Annotated in this window: 18 protein-coding genes; 8 read left to right on the top strand and 10 right to left on the bottom strand. The window is 62.7% G+C overall.

The features are described from left to right. Positions 1-38 precede the first annotated feature (38 nt). From AC522E_RS15380 to AC522E_RS15335, 10 genes are all read right to left on the bottom strand, one after another. Positions 39-1,052, bottom strand: coding sequence for an ABC transporter ATP-binding protein (locus AC522E_RS15380; RefSeq protein ID WP_500747135.1), 1,014 nt, complete (start codon positions 1,050-1,052; stop codon positions 39-41). Positions 1,053-1,656: 604 nt separating this feature from the next. After that, positions 1,657-2,679 (bottom strand): cyclase family protein, encoded by a 1,023-nt coding sequence (locus AC522E_RS15375; protein ID WP_500747134.1) that lies wholly within the window; start codon positions 2,677-2,679, stop codon positions 1,657-1,659. Continuing rightward, positions 2,676-3,830, bottom strand: a complete 1,155-nt coding sequence (locus AC522E_RS15370; RefSeq protein WP_500747133.1) for an SDR family oxidoreductase — start codon at positions 3,828-3,830, stop codon at positions 2,676-2,678. Before AC522E_RS15370 ends, AC522E_RS15375 begins: the two co-directional genes overlap by 4 nt. Positions 3,831-3,838: 8 nt before the next feature. Further along, complete coding sequence (locus AC522E_RS15365; RefSeq protein WP_500747132.1) at positions 3,839-4,999, bottom strand: acyl-CoA dehydrogenase family protein; 1,161 nt, start codon at positions 4,997-4,999, stop codon at positions 3,839-3,841. Between the two features lie 11 nt (positions 5,000-5,010). Then, positions 5,011-5,874 carry a MaoC/PaaZ C-terminal domain-containing protein gene (locus AC522E_RS15360; protein ID WP_500747131.1) on the bottom strand — a complete coding sequence of 288 codons (864 nt, stop codon included), beginning with the start codon at positions 5,872-5,874 and terminating at the stop codon, positions 5,011-5,013. Positions 5,875-5,877: 3 nt separating this feature from the next. Further along, positions 5,878-6,792: an SDR family NAD(P)-dependent oxidoreductase gene (locus AC522E_RS15355; RefSeq protein WP_500747130.1), complete on the bottom strand. Its 915-nt coding sequence runs from the start codon at positions 6,790-6,792 to the stop codon at positions 5,878-5,880. A gap of 19 nt (positions 6,793-6,811) precedes the next feature. Continuing rightward, positions 6,812-7,963, bottom strand: a complete 1,152-nt coding sequence (locus AC522E_RS15350; RefSeq protein WP_500747129.1) for a thiolase family protein — start codon at positions 7,961-7,963, stop codon at positions 6,812-6,814. Then, on the bottom strand, positions 7,960-8,349 hold the full coding sequence (locus tag AC522E_RS15345; protein ID WP_500747128.1) for a Zn-ribbon domain-containing OB-fold protein: 390 nt from the start codon (positions 8,347-8,349) through the stop codon (positions 7,960-7,962). The genes AC522E_RS15350 and AC522E_RS15345 overlap by 4 nt, the downstream gene beginning before the upstream one ends. Continuing rightward, the gene (locus AC522E_RS15340; protein ID WP_500747127.1) at positions 8,346-8,939 is read right to left on the bottom strand and encodes a hypothetical protein; all 594 of its coding nucleotides are present in this window, start codon (positions 8,937-8,939) and stop codon (positions 8,346-8,348) included. Before AC522E_RS15340 ends, AC522E_RS15345 begins: the two co-directional genes overlap by 4 nt. Before the next feature lie 6 nt (positions 8,940-8,945). Then, on the bottom strand, positions 8,946-9,728 hold the full coding sequence (locus AC522E_RS15335) for an enoyl-CoA hydratase/isomerase family protein (RefSeq protein ID WP_500747126.1): 783 nt from the start codon (positions 9,726-9,728) through the stop codon (positions 8,946-8,948). Positions 9,729-9,935: 207 nt separating this feature from the next. Here AC522E_RS15335 and AC522E_RS15330 point away from each other — a divergent pair, with 207 nt between their 5' ends. The 8 genes from AC522E_RS15330 to AC522E_RS15295 are packed head-to-tail and all read left to right on the top strand — an operon-like array spanning position 9,936 to position 17,645. Then, positions 9,936-11,087 (top strand): ABC transporter substrate-binding protein, encoded by a 1,152-nt coding sequence (locus AC522E_RS15330; protein ID WP_500747125.1) that lies wholly within the window; start codon positions 9,936-9,938, stop codon positions 11,085-11,087. A 10-nt stretch (positions 11,088-11,097) separates the two neighbouring features. Then, positions 11,098-11,874, top strand: coding sequence for an ABC transporter ATP-binding protein (locus tag AC522E_RS15325; protein ID WP_500747124.1), 777 nt, complete (start codon positions 11,098-11,100; stop codon positions 11,872-11,874). Further along, positions 11,871-12,611 (top strand): ABC transporter ATP-binding protein, encoded by a 741-nt coding sequence (locus AC522E_RS15320; protein WP_500747123.1) that lies wholly within the window; start codon positions 11,871-11,873, stop codon positions 12,609-12,611. The genes AC522E_RS15325 and AC522E_RS15320 overlap by 4 nt, the downstream gene beginning before the upstream one ends. Continuing rightward, positions 12,608-13,474 carry a branched-chain amino acid ABC transporter permease gene (locus tag AC522E_RS15315; RefSeq protein WP_500747122.1) on the top strand — a complete coding sequence of 289 codons (867 nt, stop codon included), beginning with the start codon at positions 12,608-12,610 and terminating at the stop codon, positions 13,472-13,474. Before AC522E_RS15320 ends, AC522E_RS15315 begins: the two co-directional genes overlap by 4 nt. Further along, positions 13,471-14,463 (top strand): branched-chain amino acid ABC transporter permease, encoded by a 993-nt coding sequence (locus tag AC522E_RS15310; protein WP_500747121.1) that lies wholly within the window; start codon positions 13,471-13,473, stop codon positions 14,461-14,463. Before AC522E_RS15315 ends, AC522E_RS15310 begins: the two co-directional genes overlap by 4 nt. A 4-nt stretch (positions 14,464-14,467) precedes the next feature. Further along, a complete protein-coding gene (locus AC522E_RS15305; RefSeq protein ID WP_500747120.1) occupies positions 14,468-15,667 on the top strand; it encodes an acyl-CoA dehydrogenase family protein in 1,200 nt (399 codons plus the stop codon). Next, positions 15,667-16,314, top strand: coding sequence for a TetR-type transcription factor C-terminal domain-containing protein (locus AC522E_RS15300; RefSeq protein WP_500747119.1), 648 nt, complete (start codon positions 15,667-15,669; stop codon positions 16,312-16,314). Before AC522E_RS15305 ends, AC522E_RS15300 begins: the two co-directional genes overlap by 1 nt. Further along, complete coding sequence (locus tag AC522E_RS15295; protein WP_500747118.1) at positions 16,311-17,645, top strand: phenylacetate--CoA ligase family protein; 1,335 nt, start codon at positions 16,311-16,313, stop codon at positions 17,643-17,645. Before AC522E_RS15300 ends, AC522E_RS15295 begins: the two co-directional genes overlap by 4 nt. Positions 17,646-17,649: the final 4 nt, after the last annotated feature.

The following is a 17,649-nucleotide window of genomic DNA, read 5'->3' as shown; positions in this document are numbered from 1 at the left end:
AGTCACACGCTTGCAGCCACGGGGCCGCTCACGCTCTTTCAGGAGAAGGCATCTCGGGAGGTGAAACCACCTTCGCGACGCTTCCCGCTGTCCCCCTCAAACAGATGTATGTGACAGTTTTGCCAAGCCAGTCCGACTTTGGAGCCGGATTGCAGCGAACAATACCCTGTCCGGCGTACGGCCACGGTCTCACCCTCCACGTCGCACAGCACGATGGTGTCCGCGCCCAGATACTCGACAGCCCTCACGGTGGCGGGAATCCCGTCTTGCTCCACAAGTGAAATATGCTCCGGCCGCACCCCCAGCATGGCGCCATCGCGCCAGGAGATGATGTTCATGGGCGGAGTGCCGATGAAACGGGCCGCGAAGTCGCTGGCAGGAAGGTTGTAGAGTTCATGCGGCGCGCCGTTCTGCTCGATAGAGCCATCGCGCATGAGGATCACCCGATCCGCCATGGTCATGGCCTCGGTCTGATCATGAGTGACGTAGACCATGGTCATTCCGAGCCGCTGCTGCAGGCTGCGGATTTCGGTTCGCATCTCGTGGCGCAATTTGGCATCGAGGTTCGATAGAGGCTCGTCCATGAGACAGACGGGCGCCTCCGCAATGATGGCACGACCAAGGGCGACGCGTTGACGCTGGCCGCCGGAAAGCTGAGACGGCTTGCGCTCCAGCAGATGGCTCAGGCCGACAATATCGGCCACTTTTTTCAGCCGCACGTCTCTCTCGGCCCGACGAACGCCGCGAACCTTCAGTCCGAAGATAATATTCTCGGCGACGTTCAGGTGAGGGAAGAGAGCGTACGACTGGAACACCATCGAGATGCGGCGCTCGGCCGGAGACAGGTGGGTTACATCGCGTCCGCCAATGGTGATCGTGCCCGAATCGACCTCTTCCAGTCCTGCGATCAGGCGCAAGGTCGTGGATTTGCCGCATCCGGAGGGGCCAAGGAGCACAAGCAGGCTCCCGGCGTCAGCCTTGAAGCTGATGCCGTTCACGCCTCCTACTCCTCCCCAGGATTTCGACACGGCATTGACGACGATTTCGGACATTCTTCAAACCTATGAGGTTTCGGAGGCTGGGAAGACTACCTTCCCATTGCCTGCAGCAGAACGGCAGCCGGTTAGGAAAATCACTCCTATGCGGCAACCCGTATCATCAGCAGAGGGCTGCGAACGACGCGGTGTTTAGCCGGTCGCCGGCATGGTCTTGGCCTTTAGCCCATCATAGCCGTTGAGCCAGCCAATGCCAGGGACGGCACGGACCTTGAACAGTCCGCCAGCGCATCCGAACGATGAAGCGACAGGTTGTATGCATGCGTGAGCGTTCCCATTGAGTGCCCTTCTCCAGGCTTTTTGTGAAGCCTAGAAGACAGAATTTGGGATAACAAGCATACTTATGTGGGATGTCCCAAATTATTGGCGAAGGCCAGCCGGGATCATGGAGCGCATGGCGGGATGGATATCAGTCCCGTAGACCCTTCTGCCGGCCTTGGAGGGCGCGCTGAAACGTCGACCCACCGACCATGGTCAAGGTTTGCCATGGTCAAGGTTTGGAAGTTCCATGTGTCAGCCGACCCGGCATTGGACTGGGCCGCGCGCCCTGTCCTGGTCTGGTGCCGGAAAGCCCTTCCGCGTCCCGTCAGCGCACGTGATTTCACACGGTCGCGACCGGTGTCGCCGGCGATCCGACCGCGCCGGGCAGCCTCAGCGGCGGAGCCGTCAGGAGAAAGCTCCAACGCCCGTTGGCACGGAGCCACCGGGCGAGATCGGCGAAGTACCAGAGTTCGCCCAGATGGATTCCAAGCTTGAAGAGGCAGTGATTGTGCAGGGGAAGGCCCGGATAGGTTTCGCCGGGTCCGGGCTTGGCCGGATATGCCTCGACCGCAAAATTGTCGGCGCAGATGGCGACGACGCCTGAATCCGTAATCCAGTTGAGGAGGCGTTCGTCGCGCCCGTCCAGCACGGAACAGGACGATAGGAGAACCTGTCCATCGGGCTTCTTGCCCATTTCAAGGACCAGATCGGCAAACCCGGTATAGAGACAGAGGAAATCGCCCGGTTCTATGGCGGATCGCTGCTCGTCCAGAATCCGCATCAACTCGTCATAGCCGACGATGGCGCGGTCGCGGCCGTGGCGGGATTCGAGATCCACGAGGACACCGCGTCCCTGGACGCCGCTTGTCGCGAGATGCTCGATGCCGAGAGCTTTTGCGCCGGAGGCTTCCGCTGCATCGTCGGGGCCGACGATGTCGATGCCTCCGCGATAGCCGTTGTAGTAGACCTTCTCGACCATGCCGTCACCGTCAGCGTCGAAGAGCTGGCCCACATGGCTCAGGCCATCCCATTGCGTAGAGTACTGGGTATAGAGGAGCACCGCATCGTCCGAGACGATATCGGAGAAACAGCCGCAGACATTGCTGAGACGGAAGTTGTAATTGTGCCCTGGGCCGCGTCGCTCATGGAAGAACCGGGGCTCCTTGCGAAACTCAAAGAGCGCATTGCCGCCTGGATAGTCGAGGGGCAGGCTCAAGGTGAAGGTCTGGCCGTGCGTCACTTCCCGGATGGCGCGCAGGCGGCGCTCCGGAGTGAGGAGATTCATGCGCCCCACCTGATCCTCGGGTCCGAAATCACCCCAGTTGGAGCCTTCCGGTCGCCGAACCCAGCGTTTCTCCGTCATGGTGTCCTCCCTGCGTGTTCTTTGCTCGGCCGTTGAGCGGATGATGTCTGCATGCCACGAGTCGGCGGCAGGATGCGTTTCGCCGCGAGGCTGCGGAACAGGTCGCGGAACATGTCCTCGGTGTCGATGCAATCGCCGAACCCCGCCTGCCGGAGCTTGATGGTGCTGACCAGTGCGGGGGGCGGTCTGTGCTGCGCACCGTAGGCGAAGGTAAAGTCGGCATAGTGATGGGACTCGCCGAGCAACGCCGGAAGCGAGATGGATTTCAGCCCGTGTCTTTCGACGATGCGACTCCAGGTCTTCTCCTGGGACGGCAGGAATTCGGCCATGGATGTCGGCCTGTCCGGACCAGGCTCGACGCCGAGTTCCTCGGCGATGGAGGGCCAGACATTCTGCCAGACGAAGACATCGCCATTGGTAATGTTGAATGTCTCGTTCCGCGCGGTCGGCGCTTCCGCCGCCCACGAAAGGGCCCGCGCCATCAGGCGTGCGTCGACCGCTTCGAGCACGTAGGCCGGCCCTCCAGGATAACAGAACGGAATGCCCTCTTCCCGGCAGATGGCCGCATAGGCACCGATGACGGGCGTCAGATTCATCGCGACGCCAACCACATCGCCAAAGACCACCTGCGGGCGAAAGATCGTCATGCCGAAGCCATGGCGGCCGGATGCCTCGCGCAGGTAATCCTCCTGCAGCCAATAGAAATTTTCGTGCGGGTCGCGGGGCCAGCGCTCCCGCGCCGGAATGGCGATGCGATGGATATGAATGCCGTAGGCCTTCGTGCCCTGCAGAAGGCTCACATGCCTGAGATTTCCAAATTTCCTCGTGAGCGGATCCAGAAGATTGCGCAGCATGGCCAGGTTGGTGGCCATCTGCTCCGGATCGCGCCAGCCCTCCACCAGGCCCGCCTTCTCATACAATGCCGCGTAGACGAGATGCGTGACCTCCGGCATGTCGTCCACGGCGGCATGGCAGGCTTGTGCATCGCGCAAGTCGAGGGAGATGTGGCGATAGGGACGGTCCGTCGAAATATTGGGGCTCCGGCGGGAGAGAGCGATGGTGTTCCATTCCGCGAGACGGGAAAAGTGCTCGACCGCGGCGTGTCCGACCACGCCCGACGCTCCGGCGATCAGAACGGTCTTCGAGCCCATCGCGCGTCTCACCGTCTCTGGTCGAAGCGGCGGCCGACGAGTTCGGCTGCGATGTTGACCTTCTGAATGTCGATGGCTCCGCCCGCGATGCCCCAGCCGAAGGAATCGCGCAGCCGCCGCTCCATGCCATACTCCCTGGCATAGCCGTAGCCGCCCATGAGTTGCAGGGCCGCCGCGCTCACCTCGCGGGTGATCTCGTTGGCGTAGCATTTTGCAATGGACGCCTCGCGTGCGTCCGGCAAACCCTGTTCTGCGTTGGCGGCTGCCCGGTGGATCAGGAGACGGGCGGCTTCGACCTTGATGGCCATCTCGGCGAGGCGAATTTGAACGGCCTGGAAGTCGACGATCGGCTTGCCGAATTGCTTTCGCTCCTGGACATAGGCGATCACGTGCTCAAGCGCTCCAGCCGCCACGCCTAACGCCATCGTGGCGTTGCCGAGCCGCTCGATGTTGAAGAGACCCATGAGGCTGGGAAACCCGCCAGGACCGACGAGCAGATGCTCCCGGGGCACCCTGACGTTCTCAAAATTCATGTCGGCAGAGGGAACGCCGCGAAAGCCCATGAGTTCTTCCTGCGGGCCGAAGGTGAGTCCGGGCGTCTCCTTATCGACGAAGACGGCGCCGATCCCCTTGGCTCCCGGCGTTCCATCGAACCGGCAGAACACCACATAGCCCTCCGAATGGCCCGCACCGGAGCACCAGCGTTTCGTCCCGTCGATCACGATGCTGTCGCCATCCGCTCGGGCGCGGGTGCGAAGATCCGTGAGGGCCGTGCCCGCATCGGGTTCCGACATGGAGATTGCAACCAGCATCTTGCCCGCGACAACCTTCGGGACGACGCGCTCCCGCAGGGATGGATGGCCCAGGCGCTCGACGATCCGCACCGGACCCGCGCAGCACTCGAAAATGGGAAAGGCGACGCCCACCGAAACCTTTGCAAACTCTTCCATGACGAGGAAGGCGTCGAGATGAGACAGACCGAGGCCACCCAGATCCGGATCGGCATTGATGCCAAGAAATCCCATTTCCGCATAGCGCTTGAGCCAGTCGTGCGGCACGGGATGCGAGGTCTTCTCGATTTCGACGGCGAGCCCTGGCAACTCGTTCTGCGCGAAGCGGCGGGCACTCTCCTGCAGGGCCCGCTGATCCTCCGTAAGCCGGAAATCCATAGGTCGTCTCCTCAAACCGCGTATTCGAAAAGGCCGTTGTTGAACACGACGGCGTCGCGGGCAGCGATGCGGGCACGGAAAGCGGCCCGCCCTGGCCGGTCCCGCCAGATGTCGATGCTGATCGTCTCCCCTGGGAAGACAGGCGCGGAGAAGCGTCCCTCGATCGCGACAACACGTTCCGGTGCATATTCGCAGAGTGCGGCCATCAGCCCGTGGCCAACCACACCATAGGTTGCGAGCCCATGCAGGATCGGACGGTCATATCCAGCCTTCCTGGCGATGGCAGGATCGGAATGCAGCGGGTTGAGATCGCCGGACAGTCGGTAGATCAGAGCCATCTGGGAATGGGTCGGCATGTTGAGAGACAAGTCCGGATCGCGTTCGGGGATGGCATGAGGCGCGCGCGGCGCCTCGCTCTTGCCGCCGAATCCACCATCGCCACGGCAGAAGACGGTCTGGAGCAGGGTCGCCATCTTCTCACCCGTCGCTGCATCGGAGATCACTCGCTCCGCGTAGACGAGCGCGCCCTTTCCGGGCCCCTTGTCGACGAGATCGACGATGCGTGTGCGTCCTACGACCTCTCCTTCAGGCGGCAGGGGCCTGTGAAGGCGCATTGCCTGCTCGCCATGCACCACCTTCACCCAGTCGATACCGGTATCGAGATCGCGCATCCAGAACCCCGGATAGGCGAGCACGTTCGCCATCGTGGGCACGGCCTTCAACTTTGTCTCGTCGACGAAACGCAGCTGCCGTTCGTCCGTAGCGTCGATGCCGTAGCCGGTACCCAGGGCATAAAGCACGCTGTCACGCCAGATATAGCTCTGCCGAATCTCAGGGAACCGTAGCGCGAAGAGTTTTTCAGGGTCGATGGGCATGGCTCAGACCGGATCCCAGGAGAAAACGTCAGCCGAGCGCTCGAGCGGCGTGAGCGACGGACCGAAGGCGCCGGGAAGCTGTTCGGCAATCGCCTCGGGCGTCCAGCCTTCGCCGCGGTGCAGCGCGCGCACGGGACGAGGTTGGCTCATAAGGAAGATTTCGTTGTTGCGAACCGCGAAGATCTGGCCGGAGATGTTCTTGGCGGCGTCCGACGCGAGGAAGGTCACCATGGGTGCGATCTTGTCCGGCGTCATCTGCTTGAGCTTGGCGACACGGATCTTGTCGGCCTCGGTTTCGGTGGGAATGGAGCTGACCATTCGGCTCCAGGCGAAGGGTGCGATGCAGTTCGAACGCACATGGGCCCGCTGCATGTCCATGGCGATGGCGCGGGAGAGGCCGACGATGCCGAGCTTGGCGGCCATGTAGTTCGCCTGGCCGAAATTCCCGACGAGGCCTGCGGTCGAGGTCATATGGATGTAGGAACCGGATTGCTGCTCCCTGAAATGCGTGGCGGCTGCGCGGCTGATGTTGAAGCTGCCGTGGAGGTGTACGTCGATCACCGCTCGCCAATCATCCGGTTCCATGCGGTGGAAGATGGCGTCCCGGAGAATGCCGGCGTTGTTCACCACGATGTCGATACGGCCGAAATTGTCGAGCGCCGTTTGCACGATGCGCTGGGCGCTCGCCCATTCTGTCACGGAATCACGGCTCGCTGCAGCCTGGCCGCCCGCATTGCGGATCGCGGCGGCCGCCTCTTCGGCCGCCGACGCGTTCTCCGTCTCTCCGGTGAGCGTCACGCCGACATCGTTGACGACGACGCTGGCGCCCGCCTTGGCAAGCCCTTCCGCAATGGCCCGCCCGACGCCCTGGCCCGCCCCGGTGACGACGGCCACCTTGCCTTCCAGCATTCCCGGCATGATTGCTCCTCCCTTTGTCTCAAATCGTTGCTGTCGAGCCGAGGATCGCGGTCGCCTGGCTGGAGAGAACGCCTCCGTTGGCATGAGCGAGCGCGACTTCGACCCCTTCAATCTGCCGTGCGCCACAGTTGCCCCGCAACTGCTCCACCGCTTCAATGATCGTGAACAGGCCGTACATCCCCGGGTGGTTGCACGACAATCCCCCACCATTGGTGTTGACCGGCAAAGTCCCGCCTGGCGCGATGGCTCCGCTCGAAATAAAGGCTCCGCCCTCTCCTTTGGAAGAGAAGCCGAGATCCTCCAGGAACAGGAGCGTCGTGATGGTGAAGGCGTCATAGACCATCACATGGTCGATGTCGGCTGGACCGACGCCCGCCATTTCGTACGCTCTCCGGCTGGATTGCACCGCCGCCGTGGTCGTGAGGTCCGGCATGGCGGCGATCTGCCTGTGGCTGACAGCGACGCCTGTTCCAAGAATGTAGGCGGGCTGACTGGGAAGGTCGCGTGCCCGCTCGGCTCGGGTGAGCACCAAAGCTGCGCCGCCGTCCGTGACGAGGCAGCAATCGGCCCGCGTGATAGGATCGCTTACCATGCGGGAGGCAAGGATCTCGTCGCGGCTGAGCGGACCGCGGGCGAAAGCATCCGGGTTGAGGTTGGCCCAGGCGCGGGCGGCGAGGGCGACGTCGGCGAGGTTTTCGCGGGTTGTGCCATAGTCATGCATATGCCTTGCGGCGGCGAGCGCGTAGCTCGAAATCGGATAGCGAGGCTTGTACGGGGACTCATAGGGTTGCGGGTCGGGCATGGAAACGAGCTTGCCGCCTGCGCTGAGCTGGTTGGAGCCGTAGCAGATCAGCGCCACGTCGCACAAACCGTTGTCCAGGGCGGCGACGGCGCTCTGGAGATGGAACAGGAACGAGGCACCGCCCACCATGGTGCCGTCCGCGTGGCGAACGGATATCCCGAGGCGTTCGGCGACGTTCAGGACCGGAAGACCGGATGAGGAGATGGCGCAGAAGAGACCATCGACATCCTTCAATGAGAGCCCGCAATCCTCCAGCGCGAGGATTGCCGCCTCCTGCAGCTGGTCGAAGGGGGTGCGCCCGGGTGCATTCCAGCGCTTCGTGTTTCCGATACCGACAATGGCGGCGCGTCCGCGCAGAGGGTGGGTCATTGAATCTCGCCCTCGTCCGGAAAGAAGACCACCATCGGCTCAGGGCTCTGGACGATGCGTGCAGTCACCTTCATGGAGATGCGAACCGCACCGGGATCGATCCCCTCGACGCGACTCATCATGCGTGCACCTTCCGCGAGGTCGATGAGCGCGACGTTGTAGCTGCCCTCACGCTCACGGACGGTCGTCGACGAGTATACCGCTCCCCGCCCCGACGCCTCTTTCCACACGAGGTCGGGAGAGCCGCATGATGCGCAGACGAGGGCGGGTGGAAAACGGCAGGCGCCGCACGCTCCGCAGTGCTGGAGCAGGAAGCGCCCCTCGGCAACGGCAGAACGCCAAATCTCATCCGGTCCGGGGCCGTCGAAGCGGGCATCTGTCGTCATAAGGCGCTCGCGTGTCGGGAAATGGAAAACCACAGGTCGAAATTGATGGCCTCTTTCAGCGGCAGCTCGCTTGAGGCCTTGAGTGATCGCTTGAGGCGACGCCCGAGACCATCCTCAAGGGCAGCAACGATCTCCCGCACGTGGCCTCCAGGATCACTCGGAACCACTGCGAGCCCGAGGTCGACGAAGCGGGTGAGAACGTCTGCGGATGGGTCGAAGACGATCGTCCTGGCCAGGGTTGACCCGAGTTTTTCCTGGAGCAGGGGACACAGCCCGGGGCTTGCTCTCCAGTTGCCGCTCATGCTCGCTTCGCCGTCGATGACGATGCGATCCGCTGCCAGAAGAAGGGCGAGGCCGCGCTGTCCGATGAGGCCCGAAGGAAGGGCAAGGATCGGGATCGCGGCGTCGAGCAGCAGGCCGATCACATCGCCATGGGCCTTGGTATCCGTCACGTCTCCGGCAAAGGAACCTGCAAGGATGAGCACTGCAGATCGATCCGCCTCGCGCAGTGCCCGTTTCACCTGCGATAGGATTTCCGCGTCGCTTGCCTGAGCAGGAAGATCGAGGCGGTAGGGTCCGGTGTTCGCCATGGCCGTCTAGCGCCCCGTAAAGTGAGGGCGGCGCTTCTCGAGAAAGGCTTTCGTGCCCTCCCGCGCGTCCTCGGTTCCAAGAAGTCCCGCCATGAGTCCGACCTCATGGGAGAGCGCCGCATGCAGGTTCATCGCTCCGGCACTCCGCAAGGCGGCCTTTGCGGTGCGGCTTGCGAGAGGGGCCTTCGACGCGATGATGCGTGCTTTCTCGACGGCTGCATCGACGATCCGCTCGGTGGGCACGACCTCATCCACCAGCCCTATGCGTCTGGCCGTCCAGGCATCGACCAGCTGCCCCAGGAGGGCAGCCTCTGTTTGCGGACCCGCGCCTGTGCGCTGGCGCCAAAGCTGCGTTCCGCCGGCGCCAGGGATGATGCCGAGATTGATCTCGGGCTGTCCAAAGACCGCGCTGTCACCCGCAATGATCAGGTCGCATGCCAGGGCCAGCTCGCATCCCCCGCCCAGGCAGAACCCCGCTACCCCGGCAATGATGGGCTTCTCTGTACGGATGATGCTCTCGAAGGCGCGTCGCGTCGGTGAAGCAAGATAGCTTGCGGGTGAATGCCCCGAGAGCGTGTCGATGTCTGCGCCTGCCGAGAAATGGCTGGGCCCGCCGGTAATCACAATTGCGCGAATGGCCGGATCCTGATCGGCAGCGGCAAGCTCTGCCGCCAGCCTTGCGAGAATGCGTGGGTTCAAAGCATTACGCGCTGCCGGCCGATCGATGAGGAGTTGCAGGACGGAGCCATTCCGATCTGCCTTCACAAAAGATTCGTCGCTGGCTGACATGACCGCTCCTGAATTCCGACCGGGAGGTTACATACTGATCAGTATGTCCGCAAGGGGAATAGAAGCGGGGATATAATCTAGGCATTTTCAGTAAAGATGCAGCAGATCGAAGTTATATTATAACGCGATTGACACCGTGACATACTCATCAGTATCGTACCTGAAAATAAAAAAGCCGAACACGGCATCCAACCAGGAGGAAAGTTCATGAAGGCTCTCAAGACACTTGCTATCGTATCCCTTGGCGCTCTCGCTCTTGCCGGCCAGGCTCATGCCCAAGCTCAACAGCCGATCAAGGTCGGCGTGATCTTTCCTCTCAGCGGGGGCGCGGGACCGCAGGGGCAGCACGTCACGCAGGCCATTCAGGCCATGGCTGCGATCATCAATGAATCCGGTGGCGTCATGGGCCGCCAGATCGAGATTCTGTCGCGGGACGATGAATCGACTCCGGCCGTAGGCGTGTCGCGCGCCAACGAGCTGATCTCCGCTGGCGTCTCGCTCATCATCGAAGGGTGGAACAGCCCGGTGACGCTTGCCATGCAGCCGGTGATCAACCGTGCCAACATCCTCGACATTACGGCGATCTCGAAGGCCGACCCCATCCTGTCCGGCGAAGGCAATCCGCTGGCGATCCGGCTCAACAGCTCCAACTCGCAGGACGGCGCGGTCATTGCGAAATATATTGCGGGCAGCAAGGCCAAGCGTATCGCTTTCATGACGGAGAACGACGCCTACGGAAACGGCGCGCAGGAATCCATCGAAGGCGAACTCAAAAAGATGAATTACGCCTATGAGAAGGTGGCTGAGGAAAAGTTCCCCTTCAACCAGGCGGACTTCCGCGTCGCGCTGACGAACGTGCGCGCTGCCAATCCGGAGATGACAATCGCCATCAACGCCAATGAAGGTCTCGGCATGCCGGCCCTCATCCGTCAGGCGAAGCAGAGCCGTCTCCCCGGACAGCTCGTCACGGCCGTCGGAACGGTGGCACCGAGCGTCATCTCCGTTGCCGGCGAAGCCGCGAATGGCGTGATCGGGGCTGACATCTATTTCCCGGACGTGGAGCCCTTCGCGTCGAATGCGGCGAACAAGAAGTTCGTCGCCAAGACGCAGGAAATGTTCAAGTACACCCCGGACAAGTACATGGCGCTCGGCGCGACGTCGCTGCAGGTCTGGGCCATGGCCGCGAACGAGGTCAAGAGCCTCGATAAGGAGCCGGTCGCGAAGCGCATTCGCGGCGGCAGCTTCAAAGGCACCATCTTTGGCGACGTCTCCTTCGCGGCGAATGGTCAGCTCGATTCGAACCACAAGCTCTTCACGGTCGAAAACCAGAAGATCGCCGTCCGTCCGGCCTCGAACTGAGGGCGGTGAGATGGCCGGCGGTTTGGAACCGATCCTTCGTGTCGAGGGCCTCGGCGTCACCTATGGCGCCCTGGTCGCTCTCGATGACGTGACATGGAGTGTCGGCGCAGGGGAAATCCTCGGCATCATCGGTCCGAACGGCGCCGGAAAGAGCTCCTGTTACGATGCCGTCACTCACCTTGTCAGGAGGCGGGGACGGGTCTTCCTGAATGGCGAGGAGGTGACGGACACCGCTCCGTATCTCCTCGCCGAACGGGGTCTGAAACGGGCCTTCCAGCAGAACGCCTTCTTCCATGAACTGACCGTTCTCGAGAACATGGTGACCGTTCTCCAGGATCGCTATGGAACAAGCCTTCTCGCCACGACGCTGCTGCCCTTTACTCAGGTCCGACGCAGGGCCGATGCGGTGGAGGATGCAAGCCGGCGCCTCATCCGCTTCGGAATCCCGGAGACCTACCACCATCTCAAGCCCACCAATATTCCGTACGGCACGCAGCGGATGCTCTCGATTGCACTCGCATATGGGAGCGGGGCCCGGGCTCTGCTGCTCGACGAGCCTGCCGCCGGTCTCGGTGGCGCGGACATGACCCACCTGATCAACCTTCTGATCTCGCTCAAGAAGGAAGGCCTGGCGGTGGTCGTCATCGAACATCACATGGACCTGATCATGTCCGTGGCGGATCGGATTGTGGTGCTCGAACAGGGCAGGACGCTCGCCACTGGAACGCCGCAGCAGGTCCAGTCCGACCCACGGGTTCTCGAGGCTTATCTGGGGCGTGCGCAATGAACACTCGTCCGGTTCTGGAAGCGACCGACCTCAAGGTCGCCTACGGCGGCAATCTCGCTCTCGACGTCCCGCGCATCGCGGTTCGGGAACGGGAGCTCGTCGGCGTCGTGGGTGCGAATGGGGCGGGCAAATCGACTCTCGTGAACGGTCTCCTCGGATGGTCCCGCGGCGCACCGAAGGTTTCGGGGAGGGTCATGCTCGACGGTAAGGACATTTCGAACTTTCCGCCGCACGAGCGGGTCAAGGCGGGCCTGCTCCTCATTCCCGAGGGCAAGCTCGTCTTCACCCATATGAGCGTCGAGGAAAATCTGGCAGGTACCGGCGCGAGGGCGGCTTCCGGGCACGGGCGGCGGTACTATACCGTCGACGATGTCTACGCGCTCTTCCCGCGGCTCTACGAGCGCCGGCACCACCTCGGCTCGCAGCTCTCGGGTGGCGAGCGGCAGATGCTCGGCATCGCCCGGGCGCTGAGGCTGGGGCCAAGAGCGCTGCTGCTCGACGAACCGTCCATCGGCCTTGCTCCGCGGCTCGTCTCCACCGTTCTCGAAACGGTGCGCTCCCTGGTCGATTCGGGCCTGACCGTGCTCCTCGTGGAGCAGAACGTGCGGGCCGCCATCGAGGTGGTCGACCGTCTGGTCCTGCTCGAGCGCGGGAGAATCATCGCCGAAGGCCCGGCATCGGAGATGCGGGACGATCCACGGATTGCCGAAGCCTATCTCGGAGCGCATGTGGCATGAATTTAGCGCAGCAACTTGTCAACGGCATCGTGCTTGGCCATGCCTATGCGCTGATCGCCATCGGCTGGACGGTGCTTCTGGGTGTCGCCCGGCTCGTCAATTTCGGTCACGGGCAAATGTATATGCTCGGCGCCTTCGTGACCTGGTATGGCGTCTCCCGGCTCGGTCTCCCGTATTTCGTAGCCATTCCGCTTGCCATGCTGGTGGGTGTCGCGGTCGGCTATGTGATGCAGAGGATCATGCTTCAGCTCACCCTGAAGCAGGATCTGGTGTCGATCATGATCGTCACTCTCGGTTTCGGCTATGTGCTCCATGGCGCGGCGGCGTTGTTCTTCGGTTCGACCGGTCAGATTCTGGAGACGCCGTTCTCGATGAAGGACATCTATTGGGGCGATCTCTGGTTCACCTACCAGGATATCGCCATCGTCATCGTAGCGATCATATTTTTCGCGGCCTTGAAATACGTGATCGACCGTACGCGCCTGGGCCGTCTCGCGCGCATGGTGGCCGAAGATCCGCAGTTGGCGCAGCTTTCGGGAATTAACGTACGTCGCGTGTATCTCGGCGTCTTCGCCTTTGAAGGGGCAGCCGTGGCCCTGGCGGCGGCGCTTGTGGCTCCCCGTACGCCGATCCTCACCTCCATGGGCTTCGATGAGGTGATCATCACATTCGTCGTCGTGGTTCTCGGCGGCATCGGAAGCGTCACGGGCAGCTATGTAGCAGGGCTTGCCCTCGGACTTTTCACGGCGTTCTTCGGGGCTTTCGTTTCACCGGCCTACACCACGGCCGCCGCCTTTGCAGTCCTGATTGCGGTTCTCGTGATCCGGCCCGGTGGCCTCGCCGTCAGTCCTGGAGGACGATGATCGTGAATCTCGGGGTCAAGACCATCCTGCTTGCCGGTCTCGCCATTCTCGGCTTCTTCGTGCCGACACTTTTCGGCGGCTCGAGCGCAGTCTATGCGGCCTGCGTGCTGATCGCCATCTTCGCCGTCATGTCGTACGGCCTGGACATCGTGGTGTCCGATCTCGGCGAGGTCAGCCTTGCACACACAGTCTTCTTCGCCGTCGGGGCCTATACGACGGCGTTGCTCTCCGCCAGCGCCGGCCTCGGGCCCGTACTCTCGCTCGCCGGCGCGGTCCTCATGGCTCTGCTGGTCGCAGCGGCGCTTGGCTTCGTGACTCTGCAGTTGCGCGAGTTCGTATTCTCCCTTGTCACCTACGCGGTCGCCGTCGTCGCGGCGGCCATCGCGCAGAACTGGGGCTTCCTCGGCGGATCCGATGGCCTAAGGGGGATTCCCGCCTTCGCGATTCCATGGCTCGGCTTTACGGCGAGGAACGACCAGGAGCTTTGGCCGGTCGCCTATCTGTTGCTCCTGGTTGCGATCTATCTCATATCCGCCTTCCGCCGTTCGAAGCTGGGGCAGGCGGCCATGATGGTGCATCTCAACCAGCGCCTCGCGGTGAGCTCCGGCGTCGACCCGCAGCGCATCAGGCTTCAGGTCTTCCTTGTGTCGGCTCCGATTACCGCTTCCGCCGGATGGCTGTACGCGTACCAGCGGGCCTATATCAGTGCGGACGTCCTGGAGACGTACTTCCTCATCCTCATGCTGACCGCCGTGGTGCTGATGGGCCGTCGCCTGCTCCTCGGGCCACTGCTCGGTGTTGCCCTGATCCTGATGCAGGAGAAGTTCCTGTCCTTCGGCGGCTATGTGGACAAGATCATTCTCGGCAGCGTTCTGATCCTGACGCTCGCATTCCTGCCCAATGGTTTGTTCGGAATTTTCGCACCGTTACGAAAGCTATTGACCCGACGCGTCACGCCGCTCGGCAAACCTGTTCCTGAGAGGAGTTAAGTCCATGGCCGTTATCTGGCAACCTGTCCTGAATGCCGAAGCGCAGCGCTGGCAATCCCTCGCCGCACAACTGTCCGACGAGCACTTCGGCCCGCTGGCCGAGGAGCTTGATCGCGAGCAGCGCTACCCGTGGGAAAATGTGCGCCGCCTTGTCGACAACAGACTGGCGGGCCTGTTCATTCCCAAGGCCTATGGCGGGGAAGGCGCCAGCTTGACCTCCACTGTCGCCGTGGTCGAACGGGTCGGGTCGGGCTGCTCATCCACCGCCGCGATTCTGTGCGCTTACCAGCTTGGTGCATTCCCGGTTCTGCTGGCAGGGCGGGAAGACCAGAAGAAGCTGTATCTGGGTGAGATGACCAGGGGTGTCTCGACGAGCTTCGCCCTTTCGGAGCGCGAGGCCGGTTCGGACGCCGCTGCCATCACAGCGACTGCCGTCCGCGAGGGCGATGGCTGGCGGCTCAGGGGTGAGAAGTACTGGATCGGAAACGGCGGCGCATCGCGCTACTACGTGGTGTTTGCCAAGACGGATCCGGCGGCCGGCGGGCGCGGCATCTCCGCCTTCATGGTCGACAAGGAGCAGGAGGGCGCGATCATTGACGAACTCTCCGACAAGATGGGTATTCGCGGCACTCAGACGTCGAATCTGAAGCTCGATCTCGTGGTGTCGGACGAAGCGCGGATCGGCGAGGTCAACCGGGCCCTGCGCCTGGCATTCCAGACCCTCAATGTGGGCCGCGTGATGGTGGCTGCCCAGTCGCTCGGTCTGGCTCTCGCCGCCTATCGCGAGGCGTCAATGCGTGCGGTCGAGCGCAAGGCTTTCGGGCAGGCCATCATCGACAATCAGGGCATCGGCTTCAAGCTCGCCGATATGGCAGTGGAGATCTCGGCCGCCCGCATGATGCTTTATGAGGCTGCCAAGGCCTATGATGAAGGTCGTGACGTCGCCAATCTCGGTGCGATGGCCAAGCTCTATGCTTCCGAGGTGGCTCATCGGGCGGCGGATGCGGCGGTGCAGATCTGGGGCGGGTTCGGCTATTGCAAGCCGAACGTGGCCGAGCGCCTCTATCGCGATCAGCGCATTCTGGAAGTCTATGAGGGCACGTCCGAGGTACAGCGCCTCGTGCTGGCGCGCGCCGTGCGCAAGGAAGTCGAGGACGCCGCGGCCGCAGGGCAGGGCGATGCCTTGCGCAGACGGAGCGCCTGATGGATGAGGAGAGGCCAAACCTCGCATCGCCCACCGGCAACGAGGCGCGGGACGAGATTGTGCGCGCAGCAGCCGAGGTCTTCATGGAGTTCGGCTTCGCGGCTACCTCCATCGACGCTGTCGCCGAGCGGCTAGGAGCGACCAAGGGGCGGATCTATCACTACTACCGCAGCAAGGCGGAGCTGTACTTCGACGTGCAGATCGCCGCCATGGAGAAGCTGAATCGCGAGATCGAGCCGATTGCCCGCGGCTCCGGCAATGCAGCAGAGCGTCTTGAAGCGATGGCTCTGCGACACACGACGATCCTCATGAAGGACCTGCCGATGCAGAAAGTTGCCGTTCGGGGTCTCGAGCGGGAACTTCTCGGCGCGGTCGCCGCGCGACATGCCAAGACCCTGCGTTCGATCATCCGGCTGAGGGACGACTACGAACGGATCTTTGCCGAAGTGATCGACGAAGGAATCCGAGCGGGTCTCTTCGTGGATATTCCGCCGCGCTTGGCGACGAAGCCATTCTTCGGAGCCCTGAACTGGCTCACCGTCTGGTACGCGCCGCGCCGCCTGCAGACGGCGGAGGATATTGCTGAAATCGCCCATACCCTGACCGAATACGCCATGCGCGGAATTCTCAAAGGAGCCCAGCCGTGAATGCTCAGGTCGTTCGTCCGTACTCGAAAGATATCTGGGATCCCGTCGAGACTTGGTCCAGGGACCAGATCGAGGAATTTCAGCTGACTGCCCTCAAGAGACAGCTCGCCCGCGTCGAGGCAAAAAGCTCCTACTATCAGAAGGTTTTCAAGGAAGCTGGGTTTTCGGCGGCCGGCCTTGAAAGCTTCGAGGATCTGCGCCGCCTCCCCATCACCCGCAAGGCCGACTACGTCGCAGGACTTCAGGACGATCCGCCGTTCGGAACCATGCGGGCCGTGGAATTGAACGAAGCGGTGCGCGTGCATTTCTCGTCCGGCACGACCGGGCGTCCATCGCCCGTTCTATGGTCCAAGCGCGATATCGAGCGGTGGGCGGATCTCTACGCCCGCTATCTCTATGCCCAGGGCTTACGAGCAGGCGACGTGTTCCAGTGCATGTTCAACTATTCCTGGTTCGTCGGGGGCCTCGGCGCGACGCTAGCTGCGCAGCATATCGGTGCGCTCGTGATCCCAGGCGGATCGGTGGATACCAAGCGTCAGATCGAGACAATCAGGGAATACGGCACCAAGGCGGTGATCGGCACGCCTTCCTTCATGGCGCACGTGGCAGAGGCCGCCGAGGAGATGGGCGTCGATCTGGCGGCCTCGACCGTCAGCATGGTCTGCGTCGGCGGTGAGCCCGGCGCGAGCATCCCCGGGACCCGGGAGCGGCTGGAGCGCATGTGGGGTGCGAAGATGTTCGACTGCTACGGGGCGCTGGAATGCCAGCCCATCGGCTGGGACACCGCCCTGCAGCTCGGTCCTCAGATCGCCGAGGATTTCATCTATGTGGAAATCCTCGATCCGGACACGCTCGAGCCGGTCGACGATGGACAGCGCGGCGTTCTCGTACTGACCCATCTCGACAAGGAGGCCTGTCCCCTTGTGCGCTGGTGGACGGGCGACGTTGTTGTAAGGGATCGCACGCCGACGCCTGATGGACGCACGCATGCGACCCTCAAGGGCGGCGTGCTCGGGCGCGCGGACGATATGCTGATCGTGCGCGGCGTCAACCTGTTCCCCAGTGCGGTCGAGGATATCGTGCGCGCCTTCCCGGGCACAACCAACGAATATGTGCTCGTCATCGACGATTCCGTGAAGGATCCCAAAAGCGGCTTTCTGACCGGCGTGAAGCTGCGCGTGGAACGGACGGAGGATGCTCCCGAGGATATGGGCGAAAAGCTCTCCCACCGACTGCGCGAGCGCCTGCAGGTCCGCTTCGTCGTCGAAGTGTTGCCTGCCGGGTCGTTGCCGCGCACCGTGCACAAGGCCAAACGCGTGATCACGGAGTAGCGGG

The organism is Microvirga sp. BF8 (assembly GCF_059888585.1).
The sequence above is the reverse complement of the archived record's forward strand: the minus strand, read 5'-3'. Positions and strand labels throughout refer to the sequence as shown.